Source organism: Streptomyces sp. NPDC048639 (assembly GCF_043199075.1).
Lineage (GTDB): Bacteria > Actinomycetota > Actinomycetes > Streptomycetales > Streptomycetaceae > Streptomyces.
In genome coordinates, this window is sequence record NZ_JBICVP010000002.1 from 292,565 (window position 1) to 313,736 (window position 21,172).

The following is a 21,172-nucleotide window of genomic DNA, read 5'->3' on the forward strand; positions in this document are numbered from 1 at the left end:
GGGCCCGGAACGGGGCGGGAACGGGGCGGGATCAGGCCCCGGCGTAGGTCCCGAAGCTCCAGAAGACGCCCTCGGGATCCCGGACGGTGAAGCCGCGGGATCCGTAGTCGGTGTCCTCCAGGCCCTGGACCACGACGGCACCGGCGGCCGTGGCGCGGGCGAAGACGGCGTCGGGCTCGTCGGTGACCACGTAGACGGAGCCGGTGCGCGGGGGCAGGCCGCAGATGGCGCTGTCCTGACGGGTGCTGCCGAGCATGATGCCGGCGCCGTCGGGGCGGCGGAGCTCGGCGTGGACGACCTCGTCGTCGGTCTTGCCGGTGTGGAGCGCCGTCGTCTCGAATCCGAAGGCCTCGGTGAGGAAGCGGATGGCGGCAGGGGCGTCCCGATAGGTCATGGTCGGCCACATCGATGTACGGGTGCGGTTGCGTTCGAGCGTTTCATCGGTCATGCGGCCATGCTGTGCGGCGGGGAATGGCACTGGCTTGGACGAATGGGAACTCGGCAGGTCGGCGGCTTCCGGACGATTTTCGCGGCGCCCGGCGGGGGCCGGCACACGCCGAGGGCGCTGAGGACTCTGTGGACGACCGGGACGGCGGCGAGGGCGTCGGTGACGGGGAGCTCAGCGCGGGCCGGAGGCACCGCGGTCGGGGGCGGATGCGCCGGCACGGACGGATGCGGCAGCATCGGTGCCGAATTCCACGGGCGGGAGGTCTCCGGCCGCGAGCCAGGCCGAGGGCGGCATACCGGCCAGCTCGCGCCAGTCGCGGGCCAGATGCGCCTGGTCGTAGTAGCCGCAGGCAACCGCCGTCTCGGCCAGGCCGGGCCGCGCGGTGCCGCTCAGCAGACGCTTGGCGCGCTCGAATCGGACGACACGGGCGACGTCCTTCGGGGTCAGCCCGAACTCCGCCGTGAAGCGCGCGGTCAGATGGCGCCGGCTCCACCCGATCTCGGCCGCCATCTCCCCGATGCCCACGGCTCCGCCCGAGTCCCGTACGCACCGCCAGGCCCTCTCGACCTCGGCGGCCGGTGCCCCCGCGTCGCGGCGGATCGCCCGCCCCAGCACCTCGTCGAGTACGGCGAACCGGCTCGCCCACGAGCGCCCTTCCGCCATCCGCTCCGCCAGTTCTCGGGCCGGCGCCTGCCCCAGCAGGTCCGGGAGGTCGGCGACGGCACGCGCGAGCCCGGCCGCGGGCAGCCCCAGCAGCCCGCGGCACCCCAGCGGCGAGAGTTCGAGCTGTACGCCGTACTGGTCGCCGTCGTGGGCGATGGCGACCGGCCGTGTGTCCAGTCCTCCGGCCAGTGCCGCGTACGCCGTGGCGGCCGCTCCCGGGGTCTGTGCGACCCGCGTGGGCTCGTCGAGGCTGATGACCACGGTCAGCCAGGCCGACGGCAGGCCCACATGGACGCCCGGAGGAAAGCCGAGGTAGCGATAGCCGAGATACCGCCGCACATAGGGCCGCACCGCGGGTGCCGGGAGCCCGGCTGCGGCGTCGACGGTCGGCGGTCGTCCGGCCATGCCGTCAGCCTAGGACCCCGCACCGACAGTCGTCAGGAGCCGGGCAGCCCCTGCCGCATTGCGGACCCGGCCCCCAGCGGCGCGGCCCCACCCCGTTAAGGGCGGCCCCGCCGCGTCAAGGGCGGCCCCGCCGCATGCCGGTACGGTTCCGCCCCGCACCGGGCGGTCGAGGTGATCCCGCCGCGCGGCGCCGTGGGAGACGTGCCGCGGGGTACGCGTCGTAGAGGAAGATCGTCCGACGGAGGACTGCCCGAGGAGCGGCCCGCATGGAGTGGTTCGGAGATTCCGGTTACTGGTTCGGGAGGCTGGTCTTCCAGCGGGCTCTTGCGGCGATCTATCTGGTCGCCTTCTTCACCGCCGCCAACCAGTTCCGCGCACTGATCGGCGCCCGCGGGATCCTGCCGGTCCCGTCCTTCGTCGCGCGCGTGCCGTTCCGGCGGTCGCCGAGCGTCTTCCACTTCCACTACTCGGACCGGTTCTTCGCCGCCCTCGCCTGGACCGGTGCCGCGCTCGCCGCCGCCGTGGTTGCCGGTGCGGCCGATGCGGTGCCGCTGTGGGCGTCGATGCTGATGTGGTTCGCGCTCTGGCTGCTGTATCTGTCGATCGTCAATGTCGGCCAGACCTGGTACGGCTTCGGCTGGGAGTCGCTGCTGCTGGAGGCGGGCTTCCTCGCCGTGTTCCTGGGCAACGCCGACACCGCGCCGCCCGTGCTCATGCTGTGGCTGCTGCGCTGGCTGGTCTTCCGCGTCGAGTTCGGCGCCGGCCTGATCAAGATGCGCGGGGACCGCTGCTGGCGGGACCTGACCTGCCTGTACCACCACCACGAGACCCAGCCGATGCCCGGGCCGCTGAGCTGGTACTTCCACCATCTGCCGAAGCCGCTGCACCGCGTCGAGGTGGCCGCCAACCATGTGGCCCAACTCGTCGTTCCTGTCGCCCTGTTCACGCCTCAGCCGGTGGCCGGCATCGCCGCGGGGCTCATCATCGTCACCCAGCTCTGGCTGGTGGCGTCCGGGAACTTCGCATGGCTGAACTGGCTGACCATCGTGCTGGCCCTGCCCGCGATCGGCGGCCTTCCCACGGCCGAGGCGCTGGGCCTGCCCGCGCCGCCGGAGACCGGTGGCTCACCCGTGTGGTTCGAAGTCCTGGTGATCGCGGCAGCCGCGCTGATCGTCGTGCTCAGCTACTGGCCGGCCCGCAACCTCCTCTCGCGCCGCCAGCAGATGAACCGTTCGTTCAATCCGCTCCATCTGGTCAACACCTACGGGGCGTTCGGGAGCATCAGCCGCACCCGCCGCGAGATCGTGGTCGAGGGGACCGACGAGCCGGAGGTCACGCGGGACACGGTGTGGCGGGCGTACGAGTTCACGGGCAAGCCCGGCGATCCGGTGCGCCTGCCCCCTCAAGTGGCGCCGTACCACCTGCGCCTGGACTGGATGATGTGGTTCGCGGCGCTGTCTCCCGCCTACGCGGAGCCGTGGTTCCTGCCGTTCGTGGAACGGCTGCTGCGGGGCGACCGGGCGACGCTGAAGCTGCTGCGCAGCTCGCCGTTCCCCGACGAGCCGCCATTGCACGTACGGGCACGGCTCTACCAGTACCGCTTCACGACGCGACAGGAGCGGAAGGAGACGGGGGCGTGGTGGCACCGGGAGCCGGTGGGCGAGTTCCTCCCGCCCGTGGCGCTGGACCGCGGCGAAAGCACCCCCGCGGACCGTTGAGCGGGACCGCGGAACCGGCGGTCGTCATGGCGTGCGGAACCGGCCGCCGTCGTCCTTGCGCATCGCGGCCTCCTTCCTCCTGGACAGGGGGCTCCGGGATGTCTCGGAGCCCTGAGCGCGGCCCGACGAGCAGAAGCCCTGCTCCCACAGCCGGCAGCCGAGCGGGCGCGCCCGCGACCGTGCGCGGTTCCTCGCCCCGGAGCACGGTGCGTCACGCGGTACGGCCGGTCGGCTGAACACCCGTGACATCAGTGGCCGATCGGGGGACACGGGCTACGCGCAGCGGCCACGGCAGCGAGCCGCGCCCCGAGAGAGGCGGTTACGACATGGCAGATTTCCTCACCGACATCGAGACGATCAGGGAACGGGCCCGCACCGAGATCGAAAAGGGCCCTGTGACGGATGTGTACGGCGCCGACCTCGACCGGGTGCTCCAGGTGCTCAACGAGGCGCTGGCCACCGAGATCGTCTGCACGCTGCGCTACAAGCGCCACTACTACACGGCCACCGGCCTGTACTCGGAGCCGGTGGCGGCCGAGTTCCTCGAGCACGCCCAGGAGGAGGAGCACCACGCCGACATGCTGGCCCAGCGCATCGTCCAGCTCGGCGGCGCACCGGACTTCAACCCGGACACGCTGACGACCCGCGCGCACGCCGAGTACGACGCCAGCCCCGACCTGATCGAGATGATCAAGGAGAACCTGGTGGCGGAACGCGTGGCGATCGCCGCGTACACCGAGATCGCACAGTGGATCGGCTCCGGTGACCCGACCACGCGCCGCATCTTCGAGGACATCCTCGGGCAGGAGGAGGAGCACGCCGACGACATGCGGGGGCTGCTGGAGCGGATCCCGCGCGACAGGCCCGGCGTCTGAGCCGGAAGAGGGGCCGGACCGAGGCGCCGGATCGAGGGCCCGGACCGGGCGCATCGGAGGGGAGGGCGGCGTCGACTCGCCTGAGAGGGCGGGACGGACGGGCCGGACCTCCGTCCTCCGGTCCGCCCGTCCCCTCACATCCGCCGGCGGAACGGTCCGCGCCGCATTCGCAGCAACAGCGCGCCCCCGCACAGGGTCACGGCCCCCGCGGCACCCGCGAGCCACACCGCCCCGCCCCCGCCGGGCACATGGTCCGTCACGTCGTTCACCATGCCGGCCTCCTCGACACGGGGTGGGTGGACCGCATCCCGTACGGCCACGCTGGGAGGACTCTGCAGCCGCCCGACTGCGGCGACCCGGCCCGCCGAGGAGAATCCCCAGTCGAGCAGCGAACGGGCCTCCTCGTACACGGCGTTCGGAACGCCGGACTGGGGGTTCATGACGGTGGCCACCAGCGTCCGCCCGCCGCGTTTCGCCGCGACGACCAGGGTGTTGCCCGCGTGGCTGGTGTATCCGTTCTTCACACCGATGAGCCCGCGGTACGGGTCGAGGCCGGGCGCCCCGGTCAGCAGCCGGTTGGTGTTCTGGATCTGGAAATGACGCTTCACCTTGCCGTTCGCCTTGCGCCCCTCCGGGAACTCGGCGACCCCGGTGGAGCTGTAGCGGACGAAGTCCGGGTTGGCGAGACCCGCGAGGGCGAAGAGGGACAGGTCGTAGGCGGACGAGACCTGACCGGGGGCGTCGTACCCGTCGGCCGAGACCACACGGGTGTCGTACGCGCCCAACGCCTTTGCCTTGGCACGCATTTGGGAGATCGTCTCGGTCATCGACCCGTTCATCGAGGCGAGCGCGGAGACAGCGTCGTTGCCCGAGCGCAGGAACACCCCCCGCCACAGGTCCGAGACGGCGTACGACTTGCCCGGCTGGATGCCGACCTGGCTGCTGCCGGCGCCGAGGTCGGCCAGGTCGTTCCGCGTGACCTTGTGCAGCGCGGTCTGCGGCAGCTTCGGGAGCACCGTCACCGCGAAGAGGGTCTTGAGGGTGCTGGCGGGTGCCAGCCTGCGGTGCGCGTCCTTCGCCGCGAGCACCTGCCCCGTACGGGCGTCGGAGACCATCCAGGACAGGGCCGAGAGCCCTGAGGGGAGTTCACGCGCCGCCTTGCCCGGCAGCACCTGAACCCCGGACCGGCTCAGCAGGGGCCCACCGACCGCGGCCGGCACGGCGTGGTGCTGTCCCTCGCCGTCCGCGTGAGCCGGTGCCGCCGGGCAGGCGACCGCCAGACACGCGACGGCGACAGCCGCTGCGCCGGTCCGCGTGTTCAGTCCAGACATCGTGTCCATATCCGCACGGTAGGAAGGGTTGGCGGCCGGTGCCGCGAGTTCCTGCTCCATCCGGGGATTGTCCGACGCACCGTCAGTTCTCTTGTGTCGTAAGAGAACTGACGGTTCTCATCGCCGAGGGATCAGATGGGGGCGAGGAGCGGCTGCAGTCCGGAGGGCGTCGCGGAGTCCGCGACCCAGCGGACGGCGCCGTCGAGCACCGATGTGTGAGGGGAGTCGACGAGGTGGACGGCCATGCCCACACTGCGGCCCAGTTGCTCGGGCAGGCCGCCGAGCAACGCACCACCGCCCGTCAGCACCAGACCGCGGTCGACGATGTCGTCCGCCACGCTCGCCGGGCAGCGCCCGATGACGGCACTCACGCAGGCGGCGATCCGCTTGACCTCCGGGGCGACGATCCGCATGAGGTCCCCGGCCGACAGGATCGCGGTCTTGGGCAGGTCGTTGATGCGGTCCCGGCCGCGTACGTCCACGCACGTCGTTCTGCCCGTGGCGGCCGCGCGGCTGAGGCGGATCTTCAGCTCCTCCGCTGCCTCGAAGCCGAGGGCGAGGGTGTGCTCCTGGTGGAGATATCCGCGGAGCGCCTCGCCGAACGCGTCGCCCGCGGTCGTGATGGACTCCGCGGCCACGAGGTTGCCGAAGGCGAAGGCGGCGACCTCGGTCGTGCCCGCGCCGATGTCGACGACCAGCGTCCCGGTCGCGTCCCACACGGGAACACCCGCGCCGATGGCGGCCAGTGTCACCTTCGGCAGCAGATGGACCGAGCGGGCGCCGGCGAACTCGAACGCCTCCGCGACGGCCCGCTGCTGCACCGCGGTGGCCTGCGCGGGCACGCCGGCCACCACCCTCGGCGGCAGCCAGGACCGCAACCGGCCGCGCCTCTGCTGTCCGATGGCGTGCCACAGCAGCCGCGTCGCGGCATCGAAGTCGGTGATGACTCCGCGGCGGATGGGGGCGACGGTCTCGATGGCGGGGGGCGTACGGCCGGCCATCCGCTTGGCGGAGTCGCCGACTGCCACGATCTTGCCGGCCCGGGTGTCCACGGCCAGCATCGAAGCGCCCTGGAACGACGCCCCTCTGGGACCGCGCATCCGGGTGCGGGAGGTGCCGAGGTCGACGGCCAGATGGGACGCGCCGAGGGCCTGAGGCAGAGGCATGGGGGATCCTTTCGCCACTGGCGACGAGTTGTCGCTCCAGACTCCGTCCGCGGCGGCTGCCCTCCCGTGCACCACCCGCCGCCCTCCCTCGAAAGAGTGTGACGATCCGCTCGTCGTATCCGCCGTCCAGCCCTCACCGGGTTTCGCCGGCGTACGGAACTCCTTCCGGCCCCTTGGCGGTGCCCCGCGACTGCCCAACACTGAGCGCATGACGCAGCGCGCTCAGCTCACGGGACTCCTGGACCGGCTGGCCATCGACGATCTGATCACGGGCTACGCGAGAGCCGTCGACGACGGCGACTGGCCCGCCTACCGCGCACTCTTCACCCCGGAGGGCCGCGCCGACTACCGCGGCTCGGGCGGGATCGAGGGGCCGGCCGCCGACGTATCGGCCTGGCTGGAGGAGACGATGCTGCTCTTTCCCGTACGTCAGCATCTGATCATGAACCGGCAGGTCCGCATCGAGAGCGTGGACGGAGAGGCCGGGGACAGCGCACTGGTACTGGCGGACTACATCAATCCGATGCGGCTGGACACGGAGCCGATCGCGGCGGCACGGCCCGACGTATCGGAGGACGAGGCGCTGCCCACCGCACCGAACTTCACCTCGGGCGGCCGGTACGCCTTCGGTCTGCGCCGCACGGACGCAGGATGGCGGCTGCGCGAGGTCGTGGTGCACGAGAAGTGGCGCCGGACCTCCGAAGACCTCGACCCGCACTCTCGCTGACGCCCCGTCGGGCCGGACCTCAGCGGTTGCGGGCTCCGCCGCGCTCGCCCATAGATGGCATATGAGCGTGATGCACCGATGCGTGTCGATCGCGGCGGCCGCCGGAGCCGTGGCGGTGGCGCTCACTGCCGCTCAGGCGACGGGGGGCGCCGAACCCGCCGGCACGGGAGCCGTGTCGGCACCGGAGCCCGTCGAACCGGCCCCGGCCCCCACGGCCGGGGCGCTGTCCTTCGACTTCGGCGACCGGGACCCCACCCAGTCCATCGGCACCCCGCGTGCCGGGATCTGCTACCCCCTCGGCAACGGCTCGGCCACCGCCTTCCGGAACAACACCGAACTGAGCGCCGAGCTCCACCCCTCCCCCGGCTGCGGCGGTGCCCCGGGCACGACGCTGAAGCCGGGCCGGAAGCTCACTCACGGTCCGCCCAGCGCGAGCGTGGTGTTCAGTGTCCCGGCCGCGGGCGCCGCGACGTCCGGCCCATCCTCATCCGGCGCGGTTCCCACCGGTCCGGCCTCCTCCAACGACGGGTGACGGCCCGGGATCACGGCGGCGCGGCGGCCGTCGATGACATGTGCGAGGTGGCGCCGGTGCGGGTGAGTGCGGGGCCGCGAAGGTGACCGAACCGCCTCGGCGGCGTTGGTTGACTGTGACAACGATGCAGCTTCGACGGGTGACGGCGCGACGCAGGACCCTGCTCAGGCCGTCGGGTGGCGAAACGGTTCCCTTGCTCCCGGACGCTCCGATCTACGCGGCGCTGGCCCGGAGCTGGGCGTCCCAGGGCAGGGCTGTGCCGGGGCAGTACGATCGCGAATGGATCAACCTGATGCGCCGGCCGGCCTGGCCCGACCGCTGAGAGGTGCCGTACGGGGCGAGTCGTACGGCGCGTCGGGGACCGTCGGCCGTGCCGAGCGCACGGCCGGGGTGACATTCACCCGCACCACAGGAGGGATTCATCGTGGCCACGACGCGCACCGCGCACACGGTCTGGGACGGCAACCTGCTCGAGGGCAAGGGCACCGTCTCCTTCGACTCCTCGGGGATCGGGGACCACCCGGTCTCCTGGCCCGCGCGCGCCGAGCAGCCGAACGGAAAGACCAGCCCCGAGGAACTGATCGCGGGCGCCCACTCCGCCTGCTTCTCGATGGCACTGTCGAACGGTCTCACCAAGGCCGGCACTCCTCCGACGCAATTGCGGACGCAGGCCGAGGTCACCTTCCAGCCCGGCACCGGCATCACGGGCATCCACCTCACGGTGCAGGGTCAGGTGCCGGGTCTCGACGAGGCGGGGTTCACCTCCGCCGCCGAGGACGCGAAGGCCAACTGCCCGGTGAGCCAGGCGCTTTCGGGCACGACCATCACGCTCACAGCGAAGCTGGTCTGACCCGCAAGAACCGGCGACGGCGGTCCGGAGCGGGGTACCCCACCCGGGCCGCCACCGAGTTGACGCAAAGCCCCGTACCCGGAGCGAAGTCCGCCTGACGCGGCAGGCGCCGCCGGCCGGTGATCCGGCCGGCGGCGCCTGTGCGTCGGCGTCACGCCCGCGCGCTCTCAGAGGCGGACGCCCTTGGAAGCCAGGTACGACACGGGGTCGATGTCCGAGCCGTACTTGGCCGTCTTGCGCACCTCGAAGTGCAGGTGCGGGCCCGATGATCTGCCGGTGTTGCCGGAGTAGCCGATCAAGGTTCCGGTGGCGACCCGCTTGCCGGGCTTGACGAGCACCTTGGAGAGGTGGCCGAAGAGGGTGTAGCGCCCGTCGTCCATGCGCATCAGCACCATCGTCCCGTAGTCGCCGCCGTCGCCCGCCTGCTTCACGACGCCGGAACCGACGGAGCGGACCGGGGTACCGACCTGCACGGCGAGGTCCACGCCCGTGTGGTGCCCGGCGATCCAGTCCCCGGGGATGCCGTACGCGGCGGAGACCTCACCGGAGGCGATGGGCTTGGTCCAGGCGCCCTGCGGTCCCTCGAGCGGTTCGTCCGAGCTCTGCTCGGCGCTCGTGTCCTCCGCTTCCTCGCTCTCGTCCTCGTCCGCTTCCTCGCTCTCGTCCTCGCCGATGCCCTCGGTGGGGTCCTCGGGGTCGGAGTCGTCCTCCAAGCCGTAGCCGTTGACGTAGGGCAGCCGGTCGAAGTCGGGGAAGACCTCCCGGACCGGGTCGTAGTCGTCCGCCTGGGATTCCGGCTCCCAGGGGCTGTCGGGGAAGGCGTCGGTCGCGGTCGCGCGGGCGTCCATGGCGGGCGCCTGCTGTTCGGGGCCGAGCAGCTGGTGGGCCGGGGGCGGTTCCTCGCTCAGGGCCCACGCGGTGCCCGCGGCGGGGACCAGACCGAGGGCCCCTGCGACACCGCCGCACAGGAGGAGACGCCGGACGATGCCGGGGCGTGCGGTACTGCGGCGGGTGGTGCCGGGGGATTTCCGGCGGCGTATGTCTACCGGACTCACTGGAGTGTCCTTTCCGTACGGGTTCGGGGTGGCCGGGTCCGCGACGGACCCGGCAACGCCCCTCACATGCCGCAGACCTCCGGCGCCCGGACGACCGCGGGGGTCCGTGTCCGGGCGCCGGAGGCCGGCGGCTGCGGAGGCCATGTCCTCGCGACTCAGGTGTGGTTGCCGATCCGGCGGCGGATGGCGGCGTCCGGACCAGCCGGGGCGGCGGTCGGCAGACGCGATGCGGTTCGCATGAAGACCCTCCTCCGGCACGGCTGCTGGGGTGCCTCGCCGCCAGGGGCGGCGTCCGTGCCTCACCCCATGCCACCCCGACACCCCGTCAAGCGCACGCGCCGCAGCGGCGGGAGACGTCCCGCCAACGGAGCATCAGATGTCCTGCGAATGCCGCAACGGCCCAGGTGACGCGCCCCGCCGCCGGCCCGGCGCAAAGACTCCCCCGACCGCCGCCCATCGGGTGAGCCACTCCCCCGCGGGGACGCGGGGCGGGGCTGCCGGACGGGCCGGGAGCCGTGCCGGGTGCTCTCGCGGGATGCGGTGCGATGCTGGAGAGGTGGAGGGCGTGGACGGCAGGGACGACACACGCCGTACGCACGACGCGTACGAGGAGTGGTTCTCCCGGCCCACGGGAGCGGTGCTGTGGACGCGGACGGCGGACGGGGCACCGCACCGCGTGCTGCCCGACGGCTGCACGGACCTGATCTGGCTCGACGGCGAGCTGATCGTGGCGGGTCCCGATACGCACGGGTACGTGCCCGCCGTCGTCCCCGGCGCACACTACGTCGGACTGCGCTTCCCGCCGGGCCGCGGCCCCGACCTCCTGGGGATCCCGGCCCACGAGCTGCGTGACCTCCGGGTCCCGCTTGCCGCTCTGTGGCCCGGCGCCGATGTCCGGCGCCTGGCCGAACGCGTGGCGGACGCGACGGACCGCGCGGGCGCGCTGGAGAGGATCGCGGTGGACCGGCTGCCGGACGCCCCGCGGCCCGATCCGCTCCTCGCCATCGTGGTGGCGGGGCTGCGCGCTGGCGAACCGGTGTCGGCGGTGGCGGAGGCAGCCGGGCTGGGGGAACGCCGGCTCCACCGCCGCGCTCTGGCCGCGTTCGGCTACGGACCGAAGACGCTCGCCAGGGTGCTGCGGATGAACCGGGCGCTGGACCTGGCCCGGACGGGGACGCCGTTCGCCGAGGTCGCGGTGGACACCGGGTACGCCGACCAGGCCCACCTCGCCCGTGAGGTCAAGGCCCTGGCCGGGGTGCCGATGCGCGAACTGCTGTCGTAGCCGTACGGCCGGGCCGTGACGACGGACACCGCCGGGCGGGCGGTCGTCGGGGCCGCGGGCACGGATGCCCGTCGTCAGGCCGGAGCCCGTGCACGACGGCGACGTGCACCGCCGTGCAGGGCCCGGCCGGGGCGGATGCGACGGCTACTCAAGGGTTCTGGGCGCCTGGCAGCGGAGCGAAGAGGTCCACCCCGTTGCCGTCGGGGTCGAGGACGGCCGCGTAGCGCATGCCCCAGAACGCGTCCCAGGGCTTGAGGTGCCCCTGGTAGCCCGCGCCCACGAGTTCGTCGTACGTCCGGTCCACATCCGCGGGGCCGTCGCAGGCGAAGGCGAGCGAGACACGACCGCTGTCGCGCGGTGGCGTCCACGAGGGGTCGAAGGAACGGACGGTGTCCTCGGTGTCCCAGGCGATCCGCAGACCGCCGGGCAGTGTGGCCTCCACATGCGGCTCGCTGTCGGCATCACCGGGGATGACGAGGCCGAGCCGGCGGTAGAAGGCGAGCGATGCGGCCATGTCGGAGACGACGAGGCCGATGAGGTCGAATCGAGGTGCCATGTGTCCACCGTAGGCAGCGGGTGCGTACCGGTCTTGAACGAATCGGACGCCTGGAGCAGTCGGGCGATCCGGCACCTTGCGACGCGCGCCCCGGTCCCGGCGCACCACACGTCCCGTTCCCGCGCGGATGGCCGTCGACGAGTGAGCGGCAGCCGCTCAAGCGGCTGCCGCTCGGGAAGCGGAGAGGTTGTCGCCGGTGGGGTGTCCGGCCGCCTTCCGCCCTGTCACCTCTCGCGGCCCACGGACCTCATGGCCGCGCCCGCGATGATCAGGCCGAGGAGGCACACGACCCCGCCCACGATCACGTTGTTCCAGATCATCCCCGTGTCGGGGAAGCGGGTGACCACCCACGGCGCAACGATCAGCCAAGCCCCCATCGGGGCCAAGGTCCAGCCGAGCCCTCCAATCCTCTCCGGCACGGCGGCGAGTCCTACGGCCATCAGCGCGATGGCGATTCCCAGAACGAGGTTGTTGAGTGTCAGCTCGGGACGGGCAGCCGAGAAGTGCACCGTCCAGGGGGAGATGGCGCAGTAGACGCCCGCGAGGAACGCAAGTCCCTCGATGGCTGGCGCGCTCCGCCCTTCGAGCATGTGTGCGTACCGGTCCCGCATTTCGTGTACGTCCGGGTGAGTCGCGATATCACCTGGGCGATGCGAGAGATCGGCCATTCCTACTCGCCTCCTTCGGTCCATACACCTTGTTCGCGCAGTGCCCGGCAACGGGCAAGCAGTTCTATTGTGCTCTTTGGAGTGCTTTATCGGTAGATTGGGGTTCAAATACTTTGTCCTTGCTTGGCAAGGAATCAGAACCGCCCGGTATCCCGGCGCGCATCGGCCGTACGGAGCCCCTCGCCGCACGCGGGATCCGGGCCCAACGGGCGCGCACGAGGCGGGATCACGGCCATCGACCCGGCCGCATGGGGGAAACTGAGCCCATGTCCACTCCGCGCCGCGCCTGCCCCGTCTGCCGCCGTCAGATCGCCGTCGTAGGGGGCCGGCTGGCCCGGCACGACCCTCCGGGCCGGCGGAACGTCCTGGAGCTGATCTCGTGTCCGGGGTCGCGGCGCATCACGCCGATCGGCGACAGTCAGCCGCCGCTGATCGACCTGGACGCCCCGCCCTCCCCGGGCCAGCTCCCCCTGTTCTGAACCTCCGGACCGGCGCTCGCACGCGGGCCGCCCGCCTCACGCCCCCGCCCCGGCATCACTCGGCACCGAAGAGCTCGAGCAGCTCGCCCTTGCCGAACATGCGAGCCGTGTCCACGGCGGACGGCGTGCCGGCCCTCGGGTTCGCACCCGCCGCGAGCAGTGCGCGCACCACTTCGTCCTCGCCCTTGAAGACCGCGCCGGCCAGTGGGGTCTGGCCGCGGTCATTGGTCCGGTCCGGGTCGGCACCCCGGCTCAGCAGGGCCTCCACGGCGGGCGCGTGACCGTGGTAGGCGGCGAGCATGACGAGCGAGTCGCCCTTGTCGTTGGTGAGGTTCACGGGGATGCCGGCGTCGGCGTACGCGGCCAGGGCGGCGGCGTCGCCCGACCGTGCGAGGCCGAAGAGCTTCGTCGCCAGTTCGACGACCTCGGGGTCGATCGGGCCCTCGCCGTCACCGCTCTCCGAAGCACCCATCCGGCGATCCACCTCCCGCAATCGACGTGCACGTCCGAGTGATTCGCCAGCGTACTGCCGCGTCCCGGGCCCGAGCGGGGCCGCCTGCGGCAATGATCGGTTCCGGCCGGGCATGACGGCCACAGGGGGCGTGCCGATCAACCAACCGGGCCATTTCCATGACAAATCGCCCGTTTGCACCTTTCCTCCGACAGATACATGCTGCGATTCTCAAGCCACTCATGGTGACGGAGATCGTCCCCCCTCACTCAGGAGAACCGCATGATCCTGTCCATCTCCGGCGTCGTCCTGCTCGCCATCATCGTCTTCCTGTTCCTCCGGAAGGACGGACTCAAGGCGTCCCACGCCGTCGTCTGCGCGCTCTTCGGCTTCTTCCTCGCCGGCACGGCCATCGCCCCCAGCATCAAGGCGGGCAGCGCGAGCCTCGCCAGCCTTCTGGGTGGCATCAAGTTCTAGACGCGGCCGCGCGTCCGCCCCGCAGCAGGCCCCCTCCAGGACAACAGGAGAACGACCGTGGCCCGGCGTCCACTGCCCCGAATCCTCACCGCCACCGCGCCGATCGCCCGTGGCCGCGACGCCGCGCGCACGGCCGCCGACAGCGTCACCGACGTCCTCCATCCCCTGATCGTCATCGGCCGGGGGCTGCGCCGGCTCGCGGGCGCGGGCCGGCGCCGCTGGTCCGCGACACCGAGCGAGCGGCGCGGCACCGCGTTCCTGACCGTCGCGGCCGGTGTCGTGGCGGTCGCGCTGCTGCCGTACGGGCCGCTGGTGGCGCTGATCGCGCTCATGGGCGCCGCGGCCTGGGCCGGCCACGACCGCACCCCGGCCGCGTCCGGGCCGGGCGAGCCCGAACTCCAGCGGCTGCGGGTGATCTACGAGGCCCTCGTGCCGTACTTCTCCACCTCCGACGACCCCAGTCCCCTCTACGCGCACGGCGCCGAGTGGGAACGGGCCCTGTCCGCCTACGAGTTCGACGAGGACGGGCGGCTGACGCGGCTTCAGCTCATCTACCCGCCCTATTTCACGGACGGCGAGCCCCAGTCCCGCGCCCGTATCGAGCAGTTGCTGTACGCGAAGTGCGGACGCGGCCGGGAGTACCGGTTCGACTGGGACTCGGAAGCCAACGAGCTGTCCCTGACGGTGCTGCCGCCGCTGCCCACCGACATCTGCGCCCAGCGCTTCGTCACCGCACCCGGCGAGACCGTGCTGGGCTTCACCGACGCGGGCGAAGTGCAGCGCACCGTCCCCGTGTCGGGCGCCGACGCGCCGCGCGACGCCCCGCCCGTGGTGTGGCGGACGGGGCCGCGCTCGACCGAGCCGCATCTGCTCGCGCTCGGTCACGGCTCGGCCGGCGTCACCACGCTGCTGCGCTCGATCGCCCTGCAGGCGTTCACCCACGGCGATGTGCTGGTGGTCGACGGCAGCGGCGCCGGCGAGTACGCGTGCCTGATCGGGCGGCCCGGCGTCCTCGCCGTGGAGTGCGGTCCCGGCGGGGCCCTGGCGTGCCTGGAGTGGGCCGCCAACGAGACCGAACGCAGACTGGTCTCCGCCAACCGCGCCCGCCAGGCCGGGCTTCCCGCACCGGAGGACACGCGCCGGGCGCTGTGGATCCTGCTCGACCGGCCCGCCGCGCTGTCGCTGCTGGCGTCCGCCGAGGGCCGCCAGGATCCGCAGGAGTTGCTGCAGATCCCGCTCCGCCACGGCAGGGCGGCCGGTGTCACCGTCGTCGTCGGCGAACAACTCGACCACGCGGAGGCGCTGTCGGAGACCGTGCGCTCACACACGCGGGCGCGCGTGGTATTGGGGGCCGCGGAGACCGAGCAGGTACGCGCCGCCCTGGGTGCTCCACCGCACACGACCCCGGCCACCGGCATGCCGCCCGGCCGCGGTTACGCGCGCCTGGGTTCGGGCCCCGTCCACCGCATCCAGGTGCCCGACACACCGGACCCGTACGACGACAACGCCGACGAGGCACACCGGCGCGCGGTGCTCGAACTCCTCCCGGACCGCCCCGACACCGTTCCTCCGGCGGCTCGCCGGGCGGACGTCCGGATCGACACCTGCCCCCCGAATGGACCCACCCAGCGCGCGGACGCGACTCGCCGGAGCGCACGATGAGCCGGATGCAGGCCTTCACGGCCGCCCTCCACACTGCGAGAAGGCGGGTATTCAATGGCTGAGAACACAGGACAGGCGAAGCCCCCGAGATCGGCTCTGGTCAAAGAGCTCTTCGCCGAGTTCGCCGGGACCATGATCCTCATCCTTTTCGGCTGCGGCGTGGTCGCGCAGGTGGTGGCGGGCGGTGCCCTGACCGATCCTCCGGGCGGTCTCGGTGACCACGACAGCATCGCCTGGGCCTGGGGTCTCGGTGTCACACTGGGCATCTATGTCGCGGCGCGGCTCAGTGGCGCCCACATCAACCCTGCGGTCACTCTCTCCTTGGCGGCGTTCAAGGGATTCCCCTGGAGCAAGGTGGGCCCCTACGCCCTGGCGCAGACCGCCGGCGCCTTCGTCGCCGCCCTGCTCGTGCGCTGGAACTACACCGAGGTTCTGGGCGCCGCGGACCCCGGGCACACGCTCAAGACCCAGATCGTCTTCTCCACCCTCCCCGGCAACGGGGGGCTGCCGGTGAGCGAATGGGGCGCGTTCCGCGACCAGATCATCGGCACCGCCATCCTGGTGCTGCTGGTCTTCGCCGTCACGGACCTCCTCAACACCCCGCCCGGGGCCAACCTGGCTCCCTTCATCATCGGTCTCATCGTGGTGGCCATCGGTATGGCCTGGGGTACGGATGCCGGATACGCCATCAACCCCGCCCGTGACTTCGGCCCGCGGCTGGCGAGCTTCATCACCGGATATGACGGCGCCTGGCGAGACCAGTACGGAAACCTCTATTTCTGGATTCCGATCGTCGCTCCACTGATCGGCGGCCTGATCGGTGCCGCTGTGTACAAGTTCGTCATCGGCCGCTTCCTCGTCGAACCCCCGCCGCAGGAACCGGGACGGGTTCCCTCGCCCGAGGGCGAACAGGCCTGACCCGAACTGCGCGGTCCGGCCCAGGACTTCCCGTACGACCTTACGAGAGGCGGCAGCGATGCCAGAGTTCGTCGGTGCGGTGGACCAGGGAACCACCAGTACCCGTTTCATGATTTTCGATCACTCGGGCAACGAGGTGGCGAGGGACCAGCTGGAGCACCGTCAGATCCTGCCGCGTGCGGGCTGGGTCGAGCACGACCCGGTGGAGATCTGGGAGCGCACCAACACGGTGATCCAGAACGCGCTGCGGAACGGCGGGCTGCAGGCCTCCGATCTGGTCGCGATCGGCATCACCAACCAGCGCGAGACCACGGTCATCTGGGATCCGCGGACCGGCCGCCCGTACCACAACGCCATCGTGTGGCAGGACACCCGGACGGACACGATCGCTTCGGCCCTGGAGCGCGAGGGCAAGGGTGACGTCATCCGGCGGAAGGCCGGCCTGCCCCCGGCCACGTACTTCTCCGGCGGCAAGATCAAGTGGATGCTGGAGAACGTCGACGGCCTCCGCGAGGCGGCGGAGGCCGGCAACGCGCTCTTCGGCACCACGGACAGCTGGGTGCTGTGGAACCTCACCGGCGGGCCCGACGGCGGCATCCACGCCACCGACGTGACCAACGCCAGCCGGACGATGCTGATGAACCTGGAGACCCTCGACTGGGACGACGAACTCCTGGGCTTCTTCGGCGTCCCGCGCGCCATGCTGCCGCGCATCAACCCCTCCGCCCACGCGGAGGCGTACGGCCGGACCCGTTCCTCCCGGCCGCTGCGCACCGCCATCCCCATCGCCGGGGTGCTGGGCGACCAGCAGGCCGCGACCGTGGGCCAGGTCTGCTTCGCGCCCGGCGAGGCGAAGAACACCTACGGCACGGGCAACTTCCTGCTGCTCAACACCGGTACGGAGCCGGTCCGTTCGCAGTCCGGGCTGCTCACGACCGTGGCCTACCAGTTCGACGGCAGCCCGGCCGTGTACGCGCTCGAGGGCTCCATGGCCGTCACGGGCGCGGCCGTTCAGTGGCTCCGCGACCAGTTGAAGATCATCAAGGACGCGGGGGAGAGCGAGAGCCTCGCCCGGTCGGTCGAGGACAACGGCGGCGTCTACTTCATCCCGGCGTTCTCCGGGCTCTTCGCGCCGTACTGGCGCTCCGACGCGCGCGGCGCGATCGTCGGACTGACCCGCTACAACACCGGCGCCCACATCGCACGGGCCACGCTGGAGGCCATCTGCTACCAGAGCCGCGACGTGGCCGACGCCATGGAGCAGGACTCCGGTGTGCACCTCGATGTGCTCAAGGTGGACGGCGGTGTGACGGCCAACGATCTGTGCATGCAGATCCAGGCGAACGTCCTCGGCGTACCGGTCAGCCGGCCGGTCGTCGCGGAGACCACCGCCCTCGGCGCCGCCTACGCGGCGGGGCTCGCCACCGGCTTCTGGCAGAACGAGGACGAACTGCGGACCCACTGGCAGGAGTCGAAGCGCTGGGAGCCGCAGTGGAGCGAGGAGCAGCGAGCGGAGGGCTACGACGGCTGGAAGCGGGCCATCGAGCGCAGCCTCGACTGGGTGAAGGTGGACTGACCCACCGTCACATCTCCGCATTTCAGCTGCACATGTCGTGACCGCCGCCGGTCGCGCGGGCCGAAGCCCCGCGCGACCGGCGGTCCTGTGTCGCTTCGCGTACGTGCCGTGTGCCGACCTCTTATGCGGCCCATGGGCCGCCTCCCGTACGGCCCGTGTGCCGCCTCGTGGACGTCAGGCCACCAGGCTGCGGGGGGTGTCCGCGGCGGCGGGAGCACCGGTCTCCACCAGGTGCGCCGCGGCGGCGAGCCGGGTGGCCGCCGTCTCCGCGAGTGCGCCGCCGACGGTGAACGGCAGCCGGACGTACCCCTCGAAGGCCCCGTCGACGCCGAACCGCGGTCCCGATGGCACCCGTACGCCGAGCCGCTCCCCCGCCTCGGCGATCCGCGAGCCGGACAGCCCGCCGGTGCGGGCCCAGAGGGTGAGGCCGCCGCTGGGGACGGTGAACTCCCAGCCGGGTACATGGCACCGCAGGGCTGCCACCAGGTCGTCGCGGTTCCCGCGGGCCTGATCGCGCCGGATGTCACCGGCCGCGTCCCAGCCCCCGTCCCCCAACAGCCAGGCCACGGCGAGCTGTTCCAGAACGGGCGAGCCGAGGTCGGCGTAGGCGCGGGCGGCGACGAGGCTGCGGATGACGTCGGGCGCGGCACGGACCCAGCCGATCCGCAGCCCCGCCCAGATCGTCTTGCTCGCGGAGCCGACGGTCACCACCGTGCTTCCGGCGGGGTCGAACGCCGAGACGGGGCGGGGCAGTTCGGTCCCCGGGTCCAGGCGCAGCTCGGACATCGTCTCGTCGGCGACCAGCACCGTCCCGGCGGCGCGGGCGGCGGCGACCATCTCCCGCCGCTGGTCCTCGCCCGCCAGCGCTCCGGTGGGGTTGTGGAAGTCGGGCATCACATAGGCCATGCGCGGCGCGGCATCCCGCAGTACCTGCCGCCAGGCCGGGATGTCCCAGCCCGCGAGGCCGTCGGCCATGGCGACGGGAACGAGCCGGGCCCCGGCGTCGCGCATGAGCTGCAGCACATTGGCGTACGACGGCGCCTCCACGGCCACCCGCTCGCCGCGGGCCGCGAAGAGATGACAGATGGCCGCGACGGCTCCCATCGCGCCCGTGGTCACCATGATCTGCTCGGGCATGGTCGGGATGCCGCGTGCGGTGTAGCGGTCGGCCAGGGCCCGGCGCAGGTCGGGGAGGCCCGCCGGGTAGTCGCCGTGAGTACGGGCGTACGGCGGGAGGGCGTCGAGGGCGCCCTGGAACGCATGGCCCAGCCAGGGCTCGGGCGCGGGCAGGGCCGCGCACCCGAGGTCGATCATCGATTCGGCCGTCTCGGGCGGAAGCGGGTCGAGTCCGCGGGTCGGCAGCGGGCTGCCCGCCGGGACCGCGGTCCAACTGCCCGCTCCCCGGCGCGACTCGAGGAATCCCTCGCCGCGCAGGGCCTCGTACGCGGAGGCCACCGTTGTACGGCTGAGGGTGAGCGCCGCGGCGAGTTCACGCTCCGCGGGCAGCCGGGCCGCCACCGGGACCCGGCCCTCGAGCACGAGCAGGCGGACGCCGTCGGCGAGCGCGCGGTATGCGGGCGGCCTGCGGCCCGCGGCCGTCTCGTGCGCCGTCAGGGTCTGGGAGCGGAGCAGCCGGGCGAGCTGCGCGGCACCCACAGCCGAGGTCCAGTCACCCATCGCTTTCAGTCCACCTTCCCCGAATTGGCCATGGAAGCAGTCCACTCCCGTGTCACAGAGTGACACGGGTCAGGCCACTTTCACCACCGGGCGCCGCAAGGCACCATGAACATCTCAGGGGGAGGGACCGTTGTCGGACAGCAGCCGGCCGCCCGCAGGCGGCGAGACGCCGGAAGAAGCCGGATCGCGCGGAGGATGGCGGACGCGCCGGGTGCCCCGGCGCCTCGTCCAGCTCTACGCCGGTCTTGCGCTGTACGGCGTGAGCTCGGCACTGCAGGTGGAGGCCGCGCTAGGGCTCGGCCCGTGGGACGTGCTCCACCAAGGAGTCTCGGAGCGCACCGGCCTGTCGATCGGTGTGGTGTCGATCATCGTCGGCGCCCTCGTGCTGCTGCTGTGGGTGCCGCTGCGCCAGCGCCCCGGGCTGGGCACGGTGTCCAACGTCCTCGTCGTCGGCGTCGCGATGGACGCCACGCTGGCGCTCGTCCCGGACCTGCACGCACTCGCCGTCCGGATCCCTCTGCTCGTGGCCGCCATCGTGCTCAACGGCATCGCCACCGGGCTCTACATCTCGGCACGGTTCGGGCCCGGGCCGCGCGACGGCCTGATGACGAGCCTGCACCGGCGAACCGGCCGTTCCGTTCGCCTGGTGCGCACGGGCATCGAGGTGACGGTGCTGACCTCCGGCTTCCTGCTGGGCGGCTCGGTGGGCGTGGGCACGGTGGCGTACGCCCTGTGCATCGGCCCGCTGGCGCAGATCTTCCTGCGAGTATTCGCCGTTCCCCTGCCCGACGCCCCGCCGTCACCGGTGGCGGTGGTGGCTCACGGAGGGCGGAGGCGGCGCGCGATACTGCCGCGGTGACCGCACTGCACCCCTTCCTCGACCACCCGGCCCCGATCCCCTTCGCCCACCGCGGCGGCGCGGCGGAGGGCCGGGAGAACACGGCGGCCGCGTTCCGGCACGCGATCGAGTCCGGCTACCGCTATCTGGAGACCGACGTCCACGCCACCGCCGACGGCACGCTGGTGGCGTTCCACGACACGACCCTGGACCGGGTCACCGACGCGACGGGGCGGATCGCGGATCTGCCGTGGTCCGAGGTGCGGCAGGCCCGCGTGGCCGGTTCCGAGCCGGTGCCGGTCTTCGAGGAGCTGCTGGAGACCTTCCCCACCGCGCGCTGGAATGTGGACGTCAAGGCCGAGGCAGCGGTCGCGCCGCTGGCCGAATTGGTACGGCGGACAGGGGCATGGGACCGGGTCTGCGTCGGCTCGTTCTCGGAGTCCCGCGTGGTCCGCACGCTGCGGCTGGCCGGGCCGCGGCTGGCCACCTCGTACGGCAGCCAGGGCGTGCGCGCTCTGCGGCTGCGCTCGTACGGCATCCGGGTCCCGCTGCGCCCGACCGGTGTCGCGATGCAGGTGCCCGAGCGCCAGGGGCGTGTCCGCGTCGTGGACCGGGCCTTCCTGCGCGCCGCGCACGCGCGGGGCCTTCAGGTGCACGTGTGGACGGTGAACGATGCCGAGCGGATGGAGGCGCTGCTCGACCTCGGCGTGGATGGCATCATGACCGATCACATCGACACGTTGCGCACCGTGCTGACCGACCGCGGGCTCTGGGCCTGACCCTCCTCCCCCGCACCCCGGCCGAAACCTGTGCGGCCA

22 protein-coding genes are annotated in these 21,172 nt (G+C 72.2%); 13 read left to right on the forward strand and 9 right to left on the reverse strand.

All coding sequences use genetic code 11. The annotated features are described in order from the left end of the window. Nucleotides 1-31: 31 nt before the first annotated feature. Together ACGFNH_RS05675 and ACGFNH_RS05680 are read right to left on the reverse strand one after the other, a co-directional pair. The gene (locus tag ACGFNH_RS05675) at nucleotides 32-448 is read right to left on the reverse strand and encodes a VOC family protein (RefSeq protein WP_393651751.1); all 417 of its coding nucleotides are present in this window, start codon (nucleotides 446-448) and stop codon (nucleotides 32-34) included. Nucleotides 449-619: 171 nt separating this feature from the next. Further along, nucleotides 620-1,516, reverse strand: coding sequence for a helix-turn-helix domain-containing protein (locus ACGFNH_RS05680; RefSeq protein ID WP_393651752.1), 897 nt, complete (start codon nucleotides 1,514-1,516; stop codon nucleotides 620-622). 266 nt (nucleotides 1,517-1,782) lie between these two features. Between ACGFNH_RS05680 and ACGFNH_RS05685 the strand changes: the two genes are divergently transcribed. After that, nucleotides 1,783-3,234, forward strand: coding sequence for a lipase maturation factor family protein (locus ACGFNH_RS05685; protein ID WP_393651753.1), 1,452 nt, complete (start codon nucleotides 1,783-1,785; stop codon nucleotides 3,232-3,234). Between the two features lie 326 nt (nucleotides 3,235-3,560). Further along, nucleotides 3,561-4,109, forward strand: coding sequence for a bacterioferritin (locus ACGFNH_RS05690; RefSeq protein ID WP_393651754.1), 549 nt, complete (start codon nucleotides 3,561-3,563; stop codon nucleotides 4,107-4,109). Between the two features lie 134 nt (nucleotides 4,110-4,243). On the opposite strand, the gene ACGFNH_RS05695 is transcribed toward ACGFNH_RS05690, so the two are convergent. Next, nucleotides 4,244-5,449, reverse strand: a complete 1,206-nt coding sequence (locus ACGFNH_RS05695) for a D-alanyl-D-alanine carboxypeptidase family protein (protein ID WP_393651755.1) — start codon at nucleotides 5,447-5,449, stop codon at nucleotides 4,244-4,246. Between the two features lie 122 nt (nucleotides 5,450-5,571). Next, nucleotides 5,572-6,606, reverse strand: coding sequence for a rod shape-determining protein (locus ACGFNH_RS05700; RefSeq protein WP_393651756.1), 1,035 nt, complete (start codon nucleotides 6,604-6,606; stop codon nucleotides 5,572-5,574). Between the two features lie 208 nt (nucleotides 6,607-6,814). Here ACGFNH_RS05700 and ACGFNH_RS05705 point away from each other — a divergent pair, with 208 nt between their 5' ends. From ACGFNH_RS05705 to ACGFNH_RS05715, 3 genes are all read left to right on the forward strand, one after another. Beyond that, on the forward strand, nucleotides 6,815-7,333 hold the full coding sequence (locus ACGFNH_RS05705) for a nuclear transport factor 2 family protein (RefSeq protein ID WP_393651757.1): 519 nt from the start codon (nucleotides 6,815-6,817) through the stop codon (nucleotides 7,331-7,333). A gap of 61 nt (nucleotides 7,334-7,394) precedes the next feature. After that, a complete protein-coding gene (locus ACGFNH_RS05710; protein WP_393651758.1) occupies nucleotides 7,395-7,865 on the forward strand; it encodes a hypothetical protein in 471 nt (156 codons plus the stop codon). Between the two features lie 424 nt (nucleotides 7,866-8,289). After that, complete coding sequence (locus tag ACGFNH_RS05715) at nucleotides 8,290-8,715, forward strand: OsmC family protein (protein WP_393651759.1); 426 nt, start codon at nucleotides 8,290-8,292, stop codon at nucleotides 8,713-8,715. Nucleotides 8,716-8,882: 167 nt separating this feature from the next. On the opposite strand, the gene ACGFNH_RS05720 is transcribed toward ACGFNH_RS05715, so the two are convergent. Continuing rightward, nucleotides 8,883-9,770, reverse strand: coding sequence for a M23 family metallopeptidase (locus tag ACGFNH_RS05720; protein WP_393651760.1), 888 nt, complete (start codon nucleotides 9,768-9,770; stop codon nucleotides 8,883-8,885). A 565-nt stretch (nucleotides 9,771-10,335) separates the two neighbouring features. Between ACGFNH_RS05720 and ACGFNH_RS05725 the strand changes: the two genes are divergently transcribed. Continuing rightward, nucleotides 10,336-11,052: a helix-turn-helix domain-containing protein gene (locus ACGFNH_RS05725; protein WP_393651761.1), complete on the forward strand. Its 717-nt coding sequence runs from the start codon at nucleotides 10,336-10,338 to the stop codon at nucleotides 11,050-11,052. Nucleotides 11,053-11,200: 148 nt separating this feature from the next. On the opposite strand, the gene ACGFNH_RS05730 is transcribed toward ACGFNH_RS05725, so the two are convergent. Further along, nucleotides 11,201-11,608 (reverse strand): VOC family protein, encoded by a 408-nt coding sequence (locus ACGFNH_RS05730; RefSeq protein WP_393651762.1) that lies wholly within the window; start codon nucleotides 11,606-11,608, stop codon nucleotides 11,201-11,203. Between the two features lie 224 nt (nucleotides 11,609-11,832). After that, nucleotides 11,833-12,276: an SPW repeat protein gene (locus ACGFNH_RS05735; RefSeq protein WP_393651763.1), complete on the reverse strand. Its 444-nt coding sequence runs from the start codon at nucleotides 12,274-12,276 to the stop codon at nucleotides 11,833-11,835. A gap of 266 nt (nucleotides 12,277-12,542) precedes the next feature. Here ACGFNH_RS05735 and ACGFNH_RS05740 point away from each other — a divergent pair, with 266 nt between their 5' ends. After that, on the forward strand, nucleotides 12,543-12,755 hold the full coding sequence (locus tag ACGFNH_RS05740; RefSeq protein ID WP_393651764.1) for a hypothetical protein: 213 nt from the start codon (nucleotides 12,543-12,545) through the stop codon (nucleotides 12,753-12,755). A gap of 55 nt (nucleotides 12,756-12,810) precedes the next feature. Here ACGFNH_RS05740 and ACGFNH_RS05745 read toward each other — a convergent pair whose 3' ends face one another. Further along, nucleotides 12,811-13,227, reverse strand: a complete 417-nt coding sequence (locus ACGFNH_RS05745) for an ankyrin repeat domain-containing protein (RefSeq protein WP_393651765.1) — start codon at nucleotides 13,225-13,227, stop codon at nucleotides 12,811-12,813. Nucleotides 13,228-13,488: 261 nt separating this feature from the next. On the opposite strand from ACGFNH_RS05745, the gene ACGFNH_RS05750 reads away from it, so the two are divergent. Genes ACGFNH_RS05750 through glpK form a run of 4 tightly spaced genes read left to right on the forward strand, consistent with a single transcriptional unit; the run spans nucleotide 13,489 to nucleotide 17,839 of the window. Continuing rightward, entirely contained in the window at nucleotides 13,489-13,683 is a 195-nt protein-coding gene (locus ACGFNH_RS05750; RefSeq protein WP_360854640.1) for a hypothetical protein, read from the forward strand. A gap of 57 nt (nucleotides 13,684-13,740) precedes the next feature. Then, nucleotides 13,741-15,345, forward strand: coding sequence for a hypothetical protein (locus ACGFNH_RS05755; protein WP_393651766.1), 1,605 nt, complete (start codon nucleotides 13,741-13,743; stop codon nucleotides 15,343-15,345). Nucleotides 15,346-15,399: 54 nt separating this feature from the next. Then, the gene (locus ACGFNH_RS05760) at nucleotides 15,400-16,263 is read left to right on the forward strand and encodes an MIP/aquaporin family protein (RefSeq protein WP_393651767.1); all 864 of its coding nucleotides are present in this window, start codon (nucleotides 15,400-15,402) and stop codon (nucleotides 16,261-16,263) included. 58 nt (nucleotides 16,264-16,321) lie between these two features. Continuing rightward, on the forward strand, nucleotides 16,322-17,839 hold the full coding sequence (gene glpK / locus ACGFNH_RS05765; protein WP_393651768.1) for a glycerol kinase GlpK: 1,518 nt from the start codon (nucleotides 16,322-16,324) through the stop codon (nucleotides 17,837-17,839). A gap of 174 nt (nucleotides 17,840-18,013) precedes the next feature. Here the strand turns inward: glpK and ACGFNH_RS05770 are convergent, their stop codons facing one another. Next, on the reverse strand, nucleotides 18,014-19,516 hold the full coding sequence (locus ACGFNH_RS05770) for a PLP-dependent aminotransferase family protein (RefSeq protein WP_393651769.1): 1,503 nt from the start codon (nucleotides 19,514-19,516) through the stop codon (nucleotides 18,014-18,016). Nucleotides 19,517-19,727: 211 nt separating this feature from the next. Between ACGFNH_RS05770 and ACGFNH_RS05775 the strand changes: the two genes are divergently transcribed. Beyond that, nucleotides 19,728-20,375, forward strand: a complete 648-nt coding sequence (locus ACGFNH_RS05775; protein ID WP_393652222.1) for a YitT family protein — start codon at nucleotides 19,728-19,730, stop codon at nucleotides 20,373-20,375. Continuing rightward, entirely contained in the window at nucleotides 20,372-21,133 is a 762-nt protein-coding gene (locus ACGFNH_RS05780) for a glycerophosphodiester phosphodiesterase (RefSeq protein ID WP_393651770.1), read from the forward strand. Before ACGFNH_RS05775 ends, ACGFNH_RS05780 begins: the two co-directional genes overlap by 4 nt. Nucleotides 21,134-21,172: the final 39 nt, after the last annotated feature.

Excerpts from the sequence above, each read along its gene's own strand:
- ACGFNH_RS05745 (WP_393651765.1), bottom strand. The coding sequence starts at position 13,227 with ATGGGTGCTTCGGAGAGCGGTGACGGCGAGGGCCCGATCGACCCCGAG.
- ACGFNH_RS05740 (WP_393651764.1), top strand. The coding sequence starts at position 12,543 with ATGTCCACTCCGCGCCGCGCCTGCCCCGTCTGCCGCCGTCAGATCGCC.
- ACGFNH_RS05700 (WP_393651756.1), bottom strand. The coding sequence starts at position 6,606 with ATGCCTCTGCCTCAGGCCCTCGGCGCGTCCCATCTGGCCGTCGACCTC.
- ACGFNH_RS05690 (WP_393651754.1), top strand. The coding sequence starts at position 3,561 with ATGGCAGATTTCCTCACCGACATCGAGACGATCAGGGAACGGGCCCGC.
- ACGFNH_RS05675 (WP_393651751.1), bottom strand. The coding sequence starts at position 448 with ATGACCGATGAAACGCTCGAACGCAACCGCACCCGTACATCGATGTGG.
- ACGFNH_RS05735 (WP_393651763.1), bottom strand. The coding sequence starts at position 12,276 with ATGGCCGATCTCTCGCATCGCCCAGGTGATATCGCGACTCACCCGGAC.
- ACGFNH_RS05750 (WP_360854640.1), top strand. The coding sequence starts at position 13,489 with ATGATCCTGTCCATCTCCGGCGTCGTCCTGCTCGCCATCATCGTCTTC.
- ACGFNH_RS05705 (WP_393651757.1), top strand. The coding sequence starts at position 6,815 with ATGACGCAGCGCGCTCAGCTCACGGGACTCCTGGACCGGCTGGCCATC.
- glpK (WP_393651768.1), top strand. The coding sequence starts at position 16,322 with ATGCCAGAGTTCGTCGGTGCGGTGGACCAGGGAACCACCAGTACCCGT.
- ACGFNH_RS05685 (WP_393651753.1), top strand. The coding sequence starts at position 1,783 with ATGGAGTGGTTCGGAGATTCCGGTTACTGGTTCGGGAGGCTGGTCTTC.
- ACGFNH_RS05730 (WP_393651762.1), bottom strand. The coding sequence starts at position 11,608 with ATGGCACCTCGATTCGACCTCATCGGCCTCGTCGTCTCCGACATGGCC.
- ACGFNH_RS05695 (WP_393651755.1), bottom strand. The coding sequence starts at position 5,449 with ATGGACACGATGTCTGGACTGAACACGCGGACCGGCGCAGCGGCTGTC.
- ACGFNH_RS05770 (WP_393651769.1), bottom strand. The coding sequence starts at position 19,516 with ATGGGTGACTGGACCTCGGCTGTGGGTGCCGCGCAGCTCGCCCGGCTG.
- ACGFNH_RS05680 (WP_393651752.1), bottom strand. The coding sequence starts at position 1,516 with ATGGCCGGACGACCGCCGACCGTCGACGCCGCAGCCGGGCTCCCGGCA.
- ACGFNH_RS05760 (WP_393651767.1), top strand. The coding sequence starts at position 15,400 with ATGGCTGAGAACACAGGACAGGCGAAGCCCCCGAGATCGGCTCTGGTC.
- ACGFNH_RS05710 (WP_393651758.1), top strand. The coding sequence starts at position 7,395 with ATGAGCGTGATGCACCGATGCGTGTCGATCGCGGCGGCCGCCGGAGCC.